Source organism: Bacillus sp. P14.5, from assembly GCF_003316765.1.
In the GTDB taxonomy this organism is placed as follows: domain Bacteria; phylum Bacillota; class Bacilli; order Bacillales; family Bacillaceae_B; genus Rossellomorea.
This window is the reverse complement of the sequence record NZ_NIJF01000060.1, coordinates 33,010-48,503: the sequence shown is the minus strand read 5'-3', so window position 1 is coordinate 48,503 and position 15,494 is coordinate 33,010. Positions and strand designations below refer to the sequence as shown.

The following is a 15,494-nucleotide window of genomic DNA, read 5'->3' as shown; positions in this document are numbered from 1 at the left end:
AAGAACCGACAAGAATAGGACCCCTAACCAATACACAATATAAGCAGACTTAAACTTTTAAAAAAGAAGTGTAAATAATACCGATAGGGGTAAGGGAATATTGAAGGACTTAACAAAAGGAGGCACATTAATGACTGTAAAGAACATATCAGCTAAAGAATTAGCACATAAAGTTATAAGCAAAGAAAGAGTTTTTATCGTTGATGTTAGAGACACCGATGCTTTTGATGATTGGAAGGTAGAAGGAAGAAAGGTGGATATTATCAATGCACCTTTCTCAGAAATCAAAGAAAAAGGCATTGATCCATTCCTCGATAAGCTGCCTAAGTCTCAGGAAATTCATGTGATCTGTGCAAAGGGGAATTCCTCTGTTAAGGCAGCGAAGGAAATTGCAGATGCAGGATACACAGATGTTATCTCAATTGAAGGAGGAATGAGTGCCTGGAGCGAACATCTGGAGCCAATTAAGATCGCAGACCTGAAGGAGGGAGGAACACTACATCAGTTTGTACGGATCGGCAAAGGGTGCTTGTCGTACTTAATTCAATCCAATGGGGAAGCGGCTATCATCGATGCTGCCCGGATTACTGAACCATATAGAAAAGTGTTGAGTGAAAATGATGTCAAATTGACCCGTGTGCTTGATACCCACTTACATGCCGATCATATCTCAGGAGGGAGAGAGCTCGCTGAAAATAACAAAGCGGAGTACTATCTGCCCCAGGAAGATGCAGAAGAAGTGCAGTTTTCTTATAAGGCGGTCAAAGACGGAGACCGATATGAGGTGGGATATTCAATCATTGAAGCTTTATACTCGCCGGGGCATACCATCGGAAGTACTTCATTCATCATCGATGACCACTATTTATTGACAGGGGATATCCTTTTCATCGATTCGATCGGCCGGCCTGACTTGGCAGGAAAAGCGGAAGATTGGGTTGAAGATTTGCGTACAACCCTTTACCGCCGCTATAAAAACCTTGCTGATGATTTAATTGTTCTGCCTGCGCATTATACTGGAGTCAATGAGATGAATGACGATGGAAGCATTTCTAAAAAGCTCGGTACCCTCTATCAGGAAAACCATGGACTTAATATAGAAAGTGAGGAAGAATTCAGGAAAACGGTATCTGAAAACCTCCCGCCGCAGCCTAACTCTTATGAAGAGATCCGTAAAACCAATATGGGGAAAGAAAGTCCCGACGAAGAAAAACAGACCATTATGGAAACAGGGCCTAACCGCTGTGCAGTCAGATAAAGACTGGTCAAATTCCAATAAAGAGGAGAGAATATACATGTTTGATTATACCCTTTCAACCCAGAAAACCATCGATGAGGCAGTCCAAAGCCTTGAAACCAGCCTGAAGGAAGAACAATTCGGGGTGCTCTGGACCTTTGATATTAAGGAGAAGCTCCAGGAAAAAGGACTAGAGTTTGAAAAAGAGTTTAAAGTCCTGGAAGTCTGCAATCCAAAAGAAGCTCAAAGAGTACTGAACGAAAATACGATGGCCGGCTACTTTCTTCCATGTAAAATGGTCGTCTATGAAGAAAATGGAGAAACAAAGATTGGCATGCCTAAGCCAACTTCACTTATCTCCATGCTGAATGATGAAAAGATGAAAGAATTTGCAAAAGATATCGAAGACCGCCTAATAGGATGTATGAAAAATAGCATTTAAGAAAGAAGAAACTTATAGGATGAATCCACAGGGGTTCATCCTTTTCTATAATCCTCATCTATTCTGCAGGCACTGTTATTGGTAATGCTTATCTTGATGTGTTAATGTTGCGGCAGTGAAATAATATGATTGCTCAACGAGACGACTTAGGCATTGGAATCGAAGCATTTACCGTACTCCTGGATCATTAGTTTCCTATTACTATGCTTTACGGAGGCTCTGCCATTTAGCAGGGTGTTTTCCTCTTAATCACCTTGCTTCACAGGGTGTTATGCTATTTTAGCAGGGTGTTTTGTTTTATAATACATTTCTTCACGCAAGGCTTTCCCTTCCTAGCAGGGTGTTTACCTTTTTTAACATACTTCATAAAGGGCTTAGCTATATTAGCAAAAAGTCCATCAGTATTATCCCGAACATCCAAAGAGTGTTATGACTATGGGCAGAAACAAGGTTGACATTATACCTATAGGGGTATATAATAGGTGATGTAAACAAGATAATTCCTTATAAATTGATAAGGGTGGTAAGAAAATGTTATTATTGATTATCATAGTAATAAGCAGCATATTAATTGCACTATATAATAGATACTTTCCCGTTAAAGGAGTTCAGTGCAGTACTGAACTGCCATCAGCGGAATCGATTCTCATATTAGACGTTCGGGATTATAACCAGTCATCTGCCAGTCCTATACCACGGGCTATTAACTTACCAGTAGCATATATGGAAAGAAACTGGGACGATCTTACATCCACCCGTATTCATATCGCTGCATCCTCTTCGCTTGAAAAAAACATGAGCATCAGGATGCTTAAAAGAAAAGGGTATGAGGTAACTGGTTATACATTGACTGAAAAACAATCTCCGCCAAAACAGAATAAAGGAAAGGGGTATTGTTATGGAATATAACGATGGGGTCAAAAATCGCGTAAAGCGGATGGAAGGCCAATTAAGAGGCGTTTTGAAGATGATGGAAGAGAACAAAGACTGTAAAGAAGTCATTACTCAATTATCCGCTGTCCGTTCTGCAGTAGACAGAACAGTCGGAGTGATTGTGAGTTCCAATCTCGTTGAATGTGTTCTAGAAGCAGAGAAGCGCGGAGAGAAATCTGACGAGATGATCAAAGAGGCTGTCAACCTGCTTGTTAAAAGCAGATAAAGCATAAGGGGTTGACATCCTTTTTTTCACATAGTAATATACCCCTATGGGTAATTAAAATTAAAATATTTGGAGGAATGAAAATGAATGCAGATAAAGTATTAGATGCAAAGGGATTGGCTTGTCCGATGCCAATCGTAAAAACCAAGAAGGCTATGAATGAAATTGAAACAGGTCAAGTTCTTGAAGTTCTTACAACGGATAAAGGAGCTAAGAACGACTTAACTGCCTGGGCTAAATCAAGCGGGCACGAGATGCTGGATCATAAAGAAGAAAGTGATATCTTTACTTTTTGGATTAAAAAAGGATAAAAATTTTTCATTTCAATAATACCCCTGTGGGTAGGGGTAAATATAGAATATAACTGGAGGAGAAAAAATGTCAGACAAAAAAGAACAACCATAGTATTATTCAGTGGAGATTATGATAAAGCCATGGCTGCTTACATCATTGCAAACGGAGCTGCGGCTTATGATCATGAAGTAACCATCTTCCATACTTTCTGGGGATTGAACGCACTCCGCAAAGATGAAAATATTCAAGTGAAAAAAGGTTTCATGGAAAAGATGTTCGGTAAGATGATGCCAAGAGGCGCAGATAAGATGGGGCTTTCCAATATGAACTTTGCCGGCATGGGACCTAAGATGATTAAGGGTGTCATGAAGAAACACAATGCCATGTCACTTCCAGCTTTGATTGAAATGGCTCAAGAACAGGATGTTAAATTGGTATCTTGCACGATGACAATGGATCTTCTTGGTTTGCAAAAAGAAGAGTTATTAGATAATATCGAGTATGCTGGGGTTGCGGCATATTTAGCGGATGCAGAAGACGGAAACGTTAACCTGTTCATCTAATAAGGGGGCAATAACTTGGAGTACATGAGGTATATCCTTGTCGGTATTTTAGTCATCATCATTATTATGCGTCTTATGCCAGCCAGAGGTGTACGGCACATCACTACAGCTGATCTGGAAAATGAACTGCAGGATAAAGATAAAATGTTCATAGATGTACGTACAAAAGGTGAATTTAACAAAAGAAGTATAAAAGAATTTAAAAACATCCCTTTGTATGAACTTCCTTACAACACTAAAGAACTAACTTCTAATAAGGAAATAGTGCTGATCTGCCAAAGCGGCACAAGAAGCAACAAAGCGGCCAAGCTATTGAGAAAAAAAGGTTTCAATAAAGTTGCCAATGTAAAAGGCGGCATGAGCGCCTGGTCTAAATAATAACCTATTCGCTAGTTTCATGCTCTTTTCCCCAGCATGTGCTATAGGAAAAGAGCTAACAGGGAGGAGTTTTAATATGAGAGAAATCACACCTAAAGAACTTGAATCGATTGTAAATGAAGGTAAACCGGCCAATATCATTGATGTACGTGAAACGGATGAAGTGGCCGATGGAAAAATCCCTGGAGCTGTCAATATTCCATTAGGATTAGTTGAATTTCGAATGAGTGAGTTAGATAAATCGCAGGAGTACATCATGGTTTGCCGTTCAGGCGGAAGAAGCGGTCGCGCATGTCAATTTTTAGAAAGTCAAGGCTACAAGGTGACCAATATGAATGGCGGCATGCTGGCTTGGGAAGGCAAAACAGAATAATTTTTTTAACAAAAATAATACCCCTCGGAGTATTAAATTATAAAACTGGAGGTTTTAAAATGGAACAAATTAAAGCTAATGAAGTGTTGGATGCAAAAGGTTTAGCTTGTCCAATGCCAATCGTGAAAACAAAGAAAGCTATAAATGAACTTGAAGCCGGCCAGGTGCTGGAAGTGGCAGCTACAGATAAAGGATCGAAAGCAGATATCAAGGCCTGGGCCGAAAAAGCCGGGCATCAATATCTGGGGACCATTGAAGAAGGCGATGTGTTGAAACATTATTTGAGAAAAGCTTCAGGAGAAGAATCAATTGAAAAAAAACACCCTAACGTGGCCACAAACGAAGAGCTGGCAGCTAAATTGAATGAAGATATTTCGGTATTGGATGTCAGGGAAGCAGCAGAATATGCCTTTAAGCACATTCCAAATGCCATTTCAATTCCTTTGGGAGAGTTAGAAGAACGTATGATGGAATTGAAGAAAGAAAATGAAATTTTTGTGGTGTGCCGTACTGGAAGCAGAAGCGACCTTGCTGCCCAGAAACTTGCACAAAATGGCTTTACTAATGTTATCAATGTGATTCCTGGAATGAGTCAATGGAACGGCGTCACTGAATCAGTAGATAAGTAATAATAATTTTATATACAATAAGTTCTTTAAAATTTTTAGTAATAATAATACCTAAGGGGGTAATTAATAATGACTGTTAAAGCAATGAACTCAACCGAAATAACTAAGAAAATCTTTAATGACGAAGAACTTTTCATCCTGGATGTACGGAATGAAGAGGCTTATCAAGACTGGAAGATTGAAGGCAAGAAGTTTGAATACTTGAATGTTCCGTATTTCGATCTTCTGGATGGAGTCGAGGAAATCAAGGATAAACTTCCGGCTGACATGGATATTCTTGTTGTCTGTGCAAAAGAAGGTTCTTCTGTGATGGTGGCAGAAATGCTCTCTGAAGAAGGTTTGGATGCAGCTTATCTTGAAGGTGGTATGAAAGCATGGAGTGAACACCTGCAGCCTGTTAAAGTCGGTGACCTGAAAAACGGGGGAGAACTTTACCAATTTGTAAGGATTGGCAAGGGCTGTCTCTCATATATGGTGGTTTCAAATGGTGAAGCAGCCATCATCGATTCTACTAGAATGGCAGATGTCTATATTGAGTTTGCTTCAAGCATCAATGCGAATATCACTCATGTATTTGATACCCATCTACACGCCGATCATATTTCCGGCGGCAGGATTATTGCGGAGAAGACAGGTGCCACCTACTGGCTGCCCCCGAAAGATGCAGAGGAAGTAACTTTTGAATATGCGGCTTTGGAAAATGGAAACGAAGTTAAGATTGGAAACACAACAATCAATATTCATGCCCTTTATTCACCCGGCCACACGATCGGATCCACTTCTTTCGTCGTGGATGAGCAATATTTGATGACAGGAGACATCCTTTTCATTGACTCTATCGGAAGACCTGACCTTGCAGGGCTGGCTGATGATTGGGTCGGTGACTTAAGAGAAACCCTTTACACTCGCTACAAAGAGTTATCAGATGAGCTGGTTGTCCTTCCTGCTCACTTTATGATTATTGACGAATTGAACGAGGACGGCAGCGTTTCTGAAAAGCTTGGAGTCCTCTTTGAGAAGAACCATGGCTTAAACATTGAGGACGAAGCAGAATTCAGAGCCCTTGTAACAGAAAATCTTCCTCCTCAGCCAAATGCCTATCTAGAGATCCGGAAGACGAACATGGGCAAAATCACACCAGATAATGATGAGCAGAGAGAAATGGAAATCGGACCAAACCGATGTGCAGTACGATAAGAGTTTAAGTTTTAAGGCAGGATAAAACCTGCCGGAGTCTTTAGCGAGTTATATCTGCTCATATTAGTATTATTTATTGCTCTCACATTACACATAATCAGGTTTAATAATGAATCAACAGGAGGCTATATCAATGGAATCAACAAAAGTATTAGACGCGAAAGGGCTTGCTTGCCCAATGCCTATCGTAAGAACAAAAAAGGCAATCAATGAGCTTCAATCAGGAGACATATTGGAAATTCATGCTACAGACAAAGGAGCAAAAAGCGACCTTGCTGCATGGACTAAATCCGGCGGGCATGAACTTGTCCACCATGAAGAAGAGAACGATGTTTTCAAGTTCTGGATCAGAAAAGGTTAATATTGTAAGGGAACCGAAGACGGTTCCCTCTTTTAAGGAGGACTCCAAATGGATTTGAGTTTTATTATCGTTATATTTCTAATTGGTTTCATAGGTTCATATATTTCCGGAATGCTGGGAATCGGCGGTTCGATAATCAAATATCCAATGCTTCTATATATTCCGCCTATATTTGGCTTAGCGGCATTCAGTGCCCACGAGGTATCGGGCATCAGCGCTGTGCAGGTTTTTTTCGCCACAATCGGGGGTGTTTGGGCTTACCGTAAGGGCGGTTACCTGAACAAGACACTGATAGCCTACATGGGTGGAGCTATATTAATCGGCAGCTTCATTGGCGGTTTTGGTTCTAAAGCGATGTCGGAAGGCGGCATCAATTTAGTGTACGGCGTGTTAGCACTCATTGCAGCTGTCATGATGTTCATTCCTAAAAAAGGGATTGATGACATTCCTCTTGATAAAGTAGTGTTCAATAAGTGGCTGGCAGCTTCACTGGCTCTGATTGTTGGAGTCGGGGCAGGAATTGTCGGGGCAGCCGGTGCCTTCTTGCTAGTGCCCATCATGCTTGTCGTACTGAAAATCCCTACCCGAATGACCATTGCATCTTCACTTGCCATTACATTCATCTCTTCTATAGGAGCTACAGTCGGAAAGATCACAACGGGACAGGTGGATTATCTCCCTGCACTAGTAATGGTAGTCGCCAGCTTGATTGCCTCACCACTTGGTGCAATGGCTGGTAAGAAGGTAAACACAAAGATACTTCAATTTATACTGGCATTCCTGATTTTGGGCACAGCCATAAAGATTTGGATGGATATACTATAATAATTAGTATTTCGTTGTTATACCCTACTGTCAAAAGGGTAAAATCAAACTATACGGTATTTGACAGCACTGCTCTGGTTAAGCAATGATATTAACTGGAGAAAGATTTAGAAAAGGAGGGATACACATGGTTAAAGTGACTCAAGCAGCAATTGATGTCATTCGTTCCCAAGTGAAAGACGTTATCGAATCAGGAAAGAAACCATTTATCCGCCTTGAAATGGGCATTGGTTGAGGAGGTCCTAAACTGCGTCTGACTCTGGAGGAGTCAGCTTTAGAAAAAGATGAAGTTACTGAAATTGAAGGGATTCAATTTCTTGTTAATGAAAAGGACAAGGTTTATTTTGATGATGCCAAAATCGATTATGTAAAAACACTGCTTGGAGGCGGAGACTTTAAGGTGCTTCGTGTCTAATAACACTGACCATGAGGGACTTTATATGAAAAAACATCAAAAGTGCAGCAAGGGCACCTGAGGCATCAATACAAAGAATCCCGGAAAGTATGAGAGATCGATTCCTCCCATCTGACCTGGTGTTCTCATATGGCTCCTGGCAGGAGTCATTTTACTGCTGAATAAAATATTTTAATTAAGGTTGTATTCGATATAGTGTTGCTTTCAGGAACAATCAAGAAGCGGGCTCTCTTTGTAACGAAGAGAGCTGCTCTTTTATATACTCGGCAGGATATTTCCGGTGAATAATGGCGTTTATTTCAAAAGGCACTATTAATAGCAGCAAAGTTTACCTCAAAGACCCTGATGAAAGGACCCTGCTCAATCGAGTAAGGGGCCTTTTGTTTACCAATTATTAAAATATTTTTTTACAACAAGGGTACTTCTAAAAGAGAGGTTATAAACTGTACATAACGCGAAGGAGAGGATAGGGTTGAACAAGTGGGATGAAAGATACAAACAAGATAAATATGTCTACGGGACTGAACCAAATATATTTATGAAAAATGCAATGGCTAAATCGGATCTATCAGGTGAGGTATTGGCAATTGCAGAAGGAGAAGGAAGGAATGCTGTTTATCTTGCTTCTCAGGGAATGAATGTAACTTCATGGGACTATGCAGCTTCTGGGCTTGCAAAAACCAAAAAGCTTGCCCTCTCGAAAAAGGTGCAGGTACATACAGAATTAATTGACTTGGAAAAGGCTTCTTTCAAACAAAATCATTGGGATGGGGTAGTGTGTATCTTTGGCCACTTCCCTGAGGATCTTAGGCAAAAAACACTGCAGGGAATAAAGGAGACTGTTAAGCCTGGAGGGTATTTTGTGAGCGAAGTGTATTCTATCTTTCAAATTCCTTATAAGAGCGGCGGACCAAAGGAAGAAACCATGCTGTACCGTCCGGAAGACTTTTTGAATACCTTCCACGATTGGAAAATCATCCACTTTTTCATGGGAGAAGTCACTCGCCATGAAGGAGATTTGCATAATGGACTGTCACATGTTATCCAATTCATCGGACAAAAACAATAAAATCTGCAGGACAGGCCGCAGCAATGTACAAAGCTTAAAGGAGGGGTATCATGACAAATCGTGAAAGTCCTGACCATGATTCTAAAAGCACCATTGACTCAAAGTATATCCAGCAGCATTTGGCGAGTGAGAGGACATTTCTGGCTTGGATTCGCACAGCCATTGCCATCATAGGGGTCGGTTTTCTTGTAACGAACCTTCATTTTACAATGGCAGACAAACTGTCTCCCATCGGCGATCTTCTTGCCAACATTATTGGCTTATCGTCTGTTTGCCTTGGAATCCTGACTATCATCATGGCGCTCGCTGCCTATATTAGAAAAATAGATGCCATCAATACTCAGTCTTTCCGTACCTCAAGAGTCACTATTATCACCCTGGCCGTTTTCGTCATTATCATCGCCCTCATCTTTGGCACTTATTTTCTCATTGTTTAAACTTTAAAAAGACCCACCGCCATGTAACTTGTTAACCTTCCGACGACTAATGAGGGATAAAAGGAATATACATCAAGAGAGAACATAGTGGTGGTTTAATTTTATGAAAAGGCATTCAACAAGTCTGCGGAAATAGGTTTTTCACTTTCTGCTTCCGGCCTTACCAGCACACGTGCTGAAAATAAACCAATAATAAACCTTCTTTTTACAGAGAATAAAAAGAAGGAGGTATTTAAAAAATGAGCATACTTGAACTTACAATAAGAGTCGTCATTGCATTTGTTTCGTTATTCATAATGGCGAGGCTTTCAGGGAGAAAAGAAATCAGCCAAATGACTTTCTTTAATTTCATTTCGGCGATTGCCGTTGGGAATATCGGAGGAACAATTGTCGTCTCAGCAGAATTGAGTATTCGAAATGGTGTCCTTGCGCTTACGGGCTGGCTGATACTAACGGTTACTTTTGCTTACATAGACATTAAGTCAAAAGGCGCCCGGAAAATCATCGAGGGAGAACCAATCATTGTTGTCAAACAAGGAAAAATAATGGAGCACAGTTTAAAAAAACACAGTTGGATGTAGATGGATTATTGGCCCTGCTCAGGGAAAAACAGGTGTTTTCCATGAGTGATGTGGATTATGCAATTTTTGAAACAAACGGCAAGTTATCTGTTCTTAAGAAACAGGCACAACAAACCGTATCAAAAAATGATTTGAATATCCCATACACTAGTGGAATTCATCCTGCAGCGACAGAAGTCATTGCTGATGGAAGAGTGATTGATAACAACTTGAAGAGACTGAACCTTCAGGAAGAATGGCTTATGTCCCAGCTAAGACAAAAAGGAATTCAGTCTGTTTCAGAGGTTTTTTATGCTGAAGTTCAAAAAGACGGTTCGCTCTATGTCGACGTCAAAAGAGATAATATGACTCACTAGGTGAATTGATCACTTTAGCTCATAAAAGCTGAAAAAGGGACAGTCCCTTTTAGCGGTTTAAAGCTTTAAATCATGGAAAAAATGCAGATTAATTCTCAAGAGAATTATCTGCTTTTTTATTGTGAATTGTTGATTTTATCACAACTGTATTAAGTTTGTATTGGTTAGTCATGGTTGAATTTACAGTAGTTACCACTTATATACTTTTCAAGATGGAATAAAGACATAAATTGTCAGGCAAAAGGCAGGCAGGATATCGCAAATTGAATTATACTAATACAATGGTTAGATTGTTATTTTAGAAAAATATTGATTTGGAGTTTTGAGAATGAGCTTTATTTTAATTGTAATACCTGTCTTTATCATCCTGACTGTTGGCTTTGCAGGACAAAGGCTGCTTAACTTGGATATTAAGTCCATTTCAACGGCAGCTCTATATTTAATGCTGCCATTTTTGGCGTTTCAAACCTTTTATGAAAATGATCTGAATATGGATTATCTATATATCTTGCTGTTTTGTGTTCTTCTCCTGTTTGGGTTAATCCTTGTGTCATTCATCGCAGGAAGGATGACTAACCGTCCTCACAGTAAAACACCTGCTTTCGTATTGGCAGGAGCCTTTATGAATAGTGGAAACTATGGTGTGCCGGTAATTCTCTTTGCATTTGGGGAAACGGGTTTTCAATATGCAGTCATTATGATGGTCATTCAATCTCTATTAATGAATACGGTCGGTTTGTATTTTGCTGCAAAAGGAAGCAAAAGTGGAGGGACTTTGAAAGCGTCATTAGTTAAAATCCTGAAAATGCCGGTTCTTTATGGCTCAATTGGCGGAATCCTCATGCAGATCGCGTCAGTCTCTATACCTGATTTTATTTATAATGGGATGAATCTTATCGCATCAGCTGCAATTCCTACCATCATGCTTGTTCTGGGAATGCAATTGGCCAGCATATCAAAGAAGAATGTGAAAATGAAAGAATTATCAGGTGTGATTCTTATTAGAATGGTCATCTCTCCGGTGATCGCTTATGCCATTACGGTTCTGCTTTCCCTGGATAGTCTGCTTGCGAGTGTACTAATTGTTCTCGCAGCAATGCCTACCGCTGCCAATACAACGATGTTTGCTGTCCAATTCGATACTGAACCCGACCTGGTCTCCTTCAGCACACTGGTTACAACTTCCCTGAGCATTATAACTGTTCCAATTATGATCATGCTGTTTTCATAGATAGACTAAAGGCTAGTCAATCTAAACACTTAGCGATAAGTATTTTTAATGTTAAATCATAAATAAAATAAAATTTACTTATAAACCTCTTCGATATATAGTAATTTATGGATAGCGAAGAGGGGGGACTTCCTGATGAATAATCTTAAAAACTATATAAACCAGTTTCATCCGATCATTTGGGTTCTTTTGACGGGAACGGTTTTATCAAGAGGGGCCATGTTCATGACCATGCCTTTCCTGGCGATATACCTTTCCAGGAACATGGAAATGCACCCTTTGATGATCGGTTTGACTGTTGGAATAAGCCCGCTTATAGCAACGATCGGTGGTTTCATAGGGGGACACTTATCTGACAGATTTGGACGAAAACCAGTCCTGATGGTATCTTTAATCACAATTTCCCTGGTCTTCTACGGATTCAGTATTGCAGAACATCCATTATGGTTCATCTTACTAAATGCGTTGAATGGATTGTCAAACTCTTTTTTTGAACCAACTTCTCAGGCATTAATGGCGGATCTAACCAAGAAGGAAGAGAGGATGAAGGCTTATTCTCTCCGTTACACTGCCATAAATATCGGAGCAGCTGCTGGTCCGTTAGCTGGTGCCTATTTGGCCAACCTTTCAGCGGAATCAACCTTTGTCATAACAGGCTCAGTTTATTTATTTTATGCAGTCACACTCACAGCTTTCTTGACTAAATTCAAATTAGGCAGTTCTGCTGAAATAAAATCAAATCTTACATTTGTGGATGCTTTATCAATTGTTAAGCGGGATTCGGCTTTCCGCTATTTGATTTTAGGCATTATAATGGTCAATATCGGTTATTCACAATTGCAGTCAACTTTGCCGATGCATTTGGAAAAGGAGTTGGATGAGGGAATTTTTATATTTTCCATCCTGCTATCGATAAATGCGGTAATGGTTGTGTTTTTGCAGATGCCTGTAAGTTCCCTAGCCGAGAGGTTCAACCCTATGCAAACAATGGTAGCCGGAGCCATATTCATAAGTTTGGGGTTGACCGGTTTCGGTTTTTCTAACGGGTGGATTCTGTCTATTGTTTCAGTCGCTTTCCTAACATTAGGTGAAATCTTGATCTTTCCTGCAAACTCTGTATTGATTGACAGGCTGGCTCCTGAACATTTGAGGGGATTATATTTTGGCGCAGGACAGTTCAGGAAGATCGGTCATTTTGCAGGCCCGGTCATGGGAGGCTTTCTGTTTCATGAAGCAGGAGGTACAATCATGCTGTGGCTGGTATCACTGATTGCCCTGACCAGTTTATTCTTTTTTCTTATGGCAGCCGGTCTTTTGTTAAAGGAAAAGCAAAAAGTATAAAGATCATTTGATTCGACTATTAGAATGTTTACTGTTGAGATGATGTTAGCCAGGACGGCAGTTCATGGTGTAAGGAAACTATTACTTCACCAAACTATTGAACATAAATAGCTAAGGTATACTATGCCTTTTAATGCTTTAACATAGAAAAGAACCGGCCAATTGATGGACGGTTCTTTCTATGAATCTATCTTAATTGCCATTTAACAGCTTCAACCCTGGTCCCTTTACCGGGAGTAGATTCTAATTTAAATTCGTCCATTATGGATCTGACACCAGGAAGGCCTACACCAAGACTTCCCGAGGTTGAATACCCTTTCTGCATTGCCTTTTCGATATCTGGTATTCCGCATCCTTCGTCAGTAGATATGATTCTGATTCCTTTTTTCCGTGCCTGCTCTACTAATTCAAACTCTATATGCCCTGTGCCTGCATACCTGTATATATTTCTGGAGAGTTCCGAAACAACGGTCAATATTCTCGCCTGATTGGTTAAATCGAACTTCAATTTTTCTGCAATTTCTCTTCCTTTTTTCTCACAGCAATAATATCGGATTCCTCTTTTATATAAATTACAATTGATTTATCCATACCGTGCGACTCCTTGCAAGACCACTGGATGTTTTTGTCCTATTAATATAATGTGTTTCATATATTTCACCTCATTAATTTTTCCGTAATTACATATAAAAAAAGCCAAAAAGAAGGGTGGTGCCCCGTCTTTTTGGCTTATGACTAGTTCAGTGCCCAGTTCATTACGGCCAACTATGTAAAAGTCTATCTTTTTGGAAAGATTCTGGCTGCTATTTTTACGACTTACCCTCCAAGCCTTTTTTGGACGCCAGCTTCATATCCTTAACCCGATAGGAGGAGGTTTCATCGATTGTTCCATTATAACGTAACATTCACTAGATATATATAGATTTCGATAATTGGTAAGAAAACCCTTTATTTTTTTACAATAAAATAATTTCTGCTTAAAACACATCCTCTGTTCCCTGAACAGAGGATGCCAATGGTCATTTTAATTTTTTTTAATATCCTTCTGTGTAATCTCGCTTCGGATAGTCGCATCCTTCGCAAATTCTTCATTGAATTCCTTATTTCTTGGATATTTGTTCTTTCGTTCGCGGTTATCATTTTTATTCGTCACGGTGATCAACCTCCTTTCCTTCTTATCCTTTTCATTTTTCAGATGAATATGTACGATAGGAAAGGGCTTCACTATATATATGGGCATTTTAGATATGCTCTATAGTACATAAGTACATATGAATTTCGAAGTAAACAGTCGCAAACACTGGATAGTAAGCAAGAGAGATGCTCTCCCTTTTAGAGTGGATCCTCAGAAACCAAAGGAAAATCCAGCTGTTGGGATTTTTCCTGAAGCAACATTATTCAGATAAACATTCCGAAAAGAGCCCTTATTAAAGAATGAGGGTCAACCATTTGTTACTTCTGCTTACCATACTGTAAAATAGCTAATAGAAATGAGGGATTCTTATTGAATATATTTTTAACTGGAGCCACGGGTTTTGTAGGCAAAAAATTAGCGAAAGATTTGTTAGCTGAAGACCATAATTTATTTATTCTCTGCAGAAACGAAAAAAAAGCGCAAGTGTTTATTTCAGATGTACCGGTGCATTTCCGGGAAAAGGTAACCTGTATTACAGGGAACCTGGACGAGAGCTTACTGGGGCTGCCCCTTGATATAATAGAGGAATTGAAAGGGAATGTTGAAGCCGTCTATCATATGGCCGCCTATCTTTCATTTGATCCTGAACAAAAGAAAGAAACATTCGATGTCAACTTGGAAGGAACCAGGAGGGCATTGGAATTCTCAGAGAAGATTCAATGCGGCAGGTTTTTATATGTAAGCACTGCCTATACAATCGGAATGGAGATCGAAGGTGCAGAAGAACTATATAGCACCGATAGAAAGTTTGTGAACCATTATGAAGAATCAAAGAACCATGCAGAACATCTAGTGGATACCTTCAAGGAAAAAATGGAGGTTATCATCCTTAGACCCTCCATCATCATCGGAGATTCCAGGACAGGAGAAGCCGACACGACCTTTGGAGTGTATGGATTGCTGAAAGCAGCCGCACTGCTCAAGCGGAAAGTTTCAAAAAAGAATGGATGGACATACAATACCTATCGTTTTCTTGGAGAAAAGGAATTAAAGATGAATCTCGTTCCCGTCGATTATGTCACTAAAGTACTTAAAGAAGCATTGGTCCTAGGGGAAAATGGGAAAATATATAATATTACGGATCCATCGCCTTTCAAGCAGGAAGAAATATTTCAAGTTGTAAAAGAAGTGCTGGAATTTCCAAATCTTGAGTTAGTACCTTACTCAGAGGCAGATAAATTAAGTGAAATTGAAAAATCATTTAATGAAGCATTAAGTATTTTCAGGCACTATTTCACTCGGGAGATTCATTTCCCTTGCCAAAACACAGACACTTTGCTTGAAAGAGCCGGCAAGAAGCAATTGGAACTGACTTGTGACAACCTTAAATTTATCCTTGGCAGCTATAAAAAGTAATCTTTTTTATCGCGTTAAAGCGTAAAAAGGGTTAGTCCCTTTTCGCGCTTCATAG

Annotated in this window: 20 protein-coding genes and 1 pseudogene; 19 read left to right on the top strand and 2 right to left on the bottom strand. The window is 39.8% G+C overall.

Going from position 1 to position 15,494, the window contains the following annotated elements; translation table 11 throughout:
- Positions 1 to 130: 130 nt before the first annotated feature.
- From B9Z54_RS07620 to B9Z54_RS07540, 18 genes are all read left to right on the top strand, one after another.
- Positions 131 to 1,258, top strand: coding sequence for an MBL fold metallo-hydrolase (locus B9Z54_RS07620; RefSeq protein WP_113927827.1), 1,128 nt, complete (start codon positions 131 to 133; stop codon positions 1,256 to 1,258).
- Between the two features lie 37 nt (positions 1,259 to 1,295).
- Complete coding sequence (locus tag B9Z54_RS07615) at positions 1,296 to 1,679, top strand: DUF302 domain-containing protein (RefSeq protein WP_113927826.1); 384 nt, start codon at positions 1,296 to 1,298, stop codon at positions 1,677 to 1,679.
- A gap of 531 nt (positions 1,680 to 2,210) precedes the next feature.
- Complete coding sequence (locus tag B9Z54_RS07610) at positions 2,211 to 2,588, top strand: rhodanese-like domain-containing protein (RefSeq protein WP_113927825.1); 378 nt, start codon at positions 2,211 to 2,213, stop codon at positions 2,586 to 2,588.
- Positions 2,578 to 2,838, top strand: a complete 261-nt coding sequence (locus B9Z54_RS07605; RefSeq protein ID WP_113927824.1) for a metal-sensitive transcriptional regulator — start codon at positions 2,578 to 2,580, stop codon at positions 2,836 to 2,838. Before B9Z54_RS07610 ends, B9Z54_RS07605 begins: the two co-directional genes overlap by 11 nt.
- Positions 2,839 to 2,921: 83 nt before the next feature.
- Complete coding sequence (locus B9Z54_RS07600) at positions 2,922 to 3,149, top strand: sulfurtransferase TusA family protein (RefSeq protein WP_113927823.1); 228 nt, start codon at positions 2,922 to 2,924, stop codon at positions 3,147 to 3,149.
- 42 nt (positions 3,150 to 3,191) lie between these two features.
- A complete protein-coding gene (locus tag B9Z54_RS07595) occupies positions 3,192 to 3,695 on the top strand; it encodes a DsrE/DsrF/DrsH-like family protein (protein WP_113927822.1) in 504 nt (167 codons plus the stop codon).
- Positions 3,696 to 3,719: 24 nt separating this feature from the next.
- Complete coding sequence (locus B9Z54_RS07590) at positions 3,720 to 4,073, top strand: rhodanese-like domain-containing protein (protein ID WP_187444384.1); 354 nt, start codon at positions 3,720 to 3,722, stop codon at positions 4,071 to 4,073.
- A 76-nt stretch (positions 4,074 to 4,149) separates the two neighbouring features.
- Positions 4,150 to 4,446: a rhodanese-like domain-containing protein gene (locus B9Z54_RS07585; RefSeq protein ID WP_113927820.1), complete on the top strand. Its 297-nt coding sequence runs from the start codon at positions 4,150 to 4,152 to the stop codon at positions 4,444 to 4,446.
- A 59-nt stretch (positions 4,447 to 4,505) separates the two neighbouring features.
- Positions 4,506 to 5,075, top strand: coding sequence for a sulfurtransferase TusA family protein (locus B9Z54_RS07580; RefSeq protein ID WP_113927819.1), 570 nt, complete (start codon positions 4,506 to 4,508; stop codon positions 5,073 to 5,075).
- 69 nt (positions 5,076 to 5,144) lie between these two features.
- Entirely contained in the window at positions 5,145 to 6,272 is a 1,128-nt protein-coding gene (locus B9Z54_RS07575) for an MBL fold metallo-hydrolase (protein ID WP_113927818.1), read from the top strand.
- Between the two features lie 133 nt (positions 6,273 to 6,405).
- Positions 6,406 to 6,633 (top strand): sulfurtransferase TusA family protein, encoded by a 228-nt coding sequence (locus B9Z54_RS07570; RefSeq protein WP_113927817.1) that lies wholly within the window; start codon positions 6,406 to 6,408, stop codon positions 6,631 to 6,633.
- Positions 6,634 to 6,681: 48 nt separating this feature from the next.
- Positions 6,682 to 7,458 carry a sulfite exporter TauE/SafE family protein gene (locus B9Z54_RS07565; RefSeq protein ID WP_113927816.1) on the top strand — a complete coding sequence of 259 codons (777 nt, stop codon included), beginning with the start codon at positions 6,682 to 6,684 and terminating at the stop codon, positions 7,456 to 7,458.
- Between the two features lie 887 nt (positions 7,459 to 8,345).
- A complete protein-coding gene (locus B9Z54_RS07560) occupies positions 8,346 to 8,942 on the top strand; it encodes a class I SAM-dependent methyltransferase (protein ID WP_113927815.1) in 597 nt (198 codons plus the stop codon).
- A 50-nt stretch (positions 8,943 to 8,992) separates the two neighbouring features.
- The gene (locus B9Z54_RS07555) at positions 8,993 to 9,379 is read left to right on the top strand and encodes a YidH family protein (RefSeq protein WP_113927814.1); all 387 of its coding nucleotides are present in this window, start codon (positions 8,993 to 8,995) and stop codon (positions 9,377 to 9,379) included.
- Positions 9,380 to 9,618: 239 nt separating this feature from the next.
- On the top strand, positions 9,619 to 9,960 hold the full coding sequence (locus tag B9Z54_RS26430; protein WP_345840703.1) for a DUF421 domain-containing protein: 342 nt from the start codon (positions 9,619 to 9,621) through the stop codon (positions 9,958 to 9,960).
- Positions 9,951 to 10,316, top strand: coding sequence for a DUF421 domain-containing protein (locus B9Z54_RS26425; RefSeq protein ID WP_345840702.1), 366 nt, complete (start codon positions 9,951 to 9,953; stop codon positions 10,314 to 10,316). Before B9Z54_RS26430 ends, B9Z54_RS26425 begins: the two co-directional genes overlap by 10 nt.
- Before the next feature lie 328 nt (positions 10,317 to 10,644).
- Positions 10,645 to 11,547: an AEC family transporter gene (locus B9Z54_RS07545; protein ID WP_113927813.1), complete on the top strand. Its 903-nt coding sequence runs from the start codon at positions 10,645 to 10,647 to the stop codon at positions 11,545 to 11,547.
- A gap of 135 nt (positions 11,548 to 11,682) precedes the next feature.
- A complete protein-coding gene (locus B9Z54_RS07540) occupies positions 11,683 to 12,888 on the top strand; it encodes an MDR family MFS transporter (protein ID WP_113927812.1) in 1,206 nt (401 codons plus the stop codon).
- 187 nt (positions 12,889 to 13,075) lie between these two features.
- On the opposite strand, the pseudogene B9Z54_RS07535 reads toward B9Z54_RS07540, so the two are convergent.
- Positions 13,076 to 13,479 (bottom strand): annotated as a pseudogene (locus B9Z54_RS07535) (anti-sigma regulatory factor).
- 433 nt (positions 13,480 to 13,912) lie between these two features.
- The gene (locus tag B9Z54_RS26135; protein WP_275887795.1) at positions 13,913 to 14,041 is read right to left on the bottom strand and encodes a hypothetical protein; all 129 of its coding nucleotides are present in this window, start codon (positions 14,039 to 14,041) and stop codon (positions 13,913 to 13,915) included.
- A 351-nt stretch (positions 14,042 to 14,392) separates the two neighbouring features.
- Here B9Z54_RS26135 and B9Z54_RS07525 point away from each other — a divergent pair, with 351 nt between their 5' ends.
- A complete protein-coding gene (locus tag B9Z54_RS07525) occupies positions 14,393 to 15,439 on the top strand; it encodes an SDR family oxidoreductase (protein WP_113927810.1) in 1,047 nt (348 codons plus the stop codon).
- Positions 15,440 to 15,494: the final 55 nt, after the last annotated feature.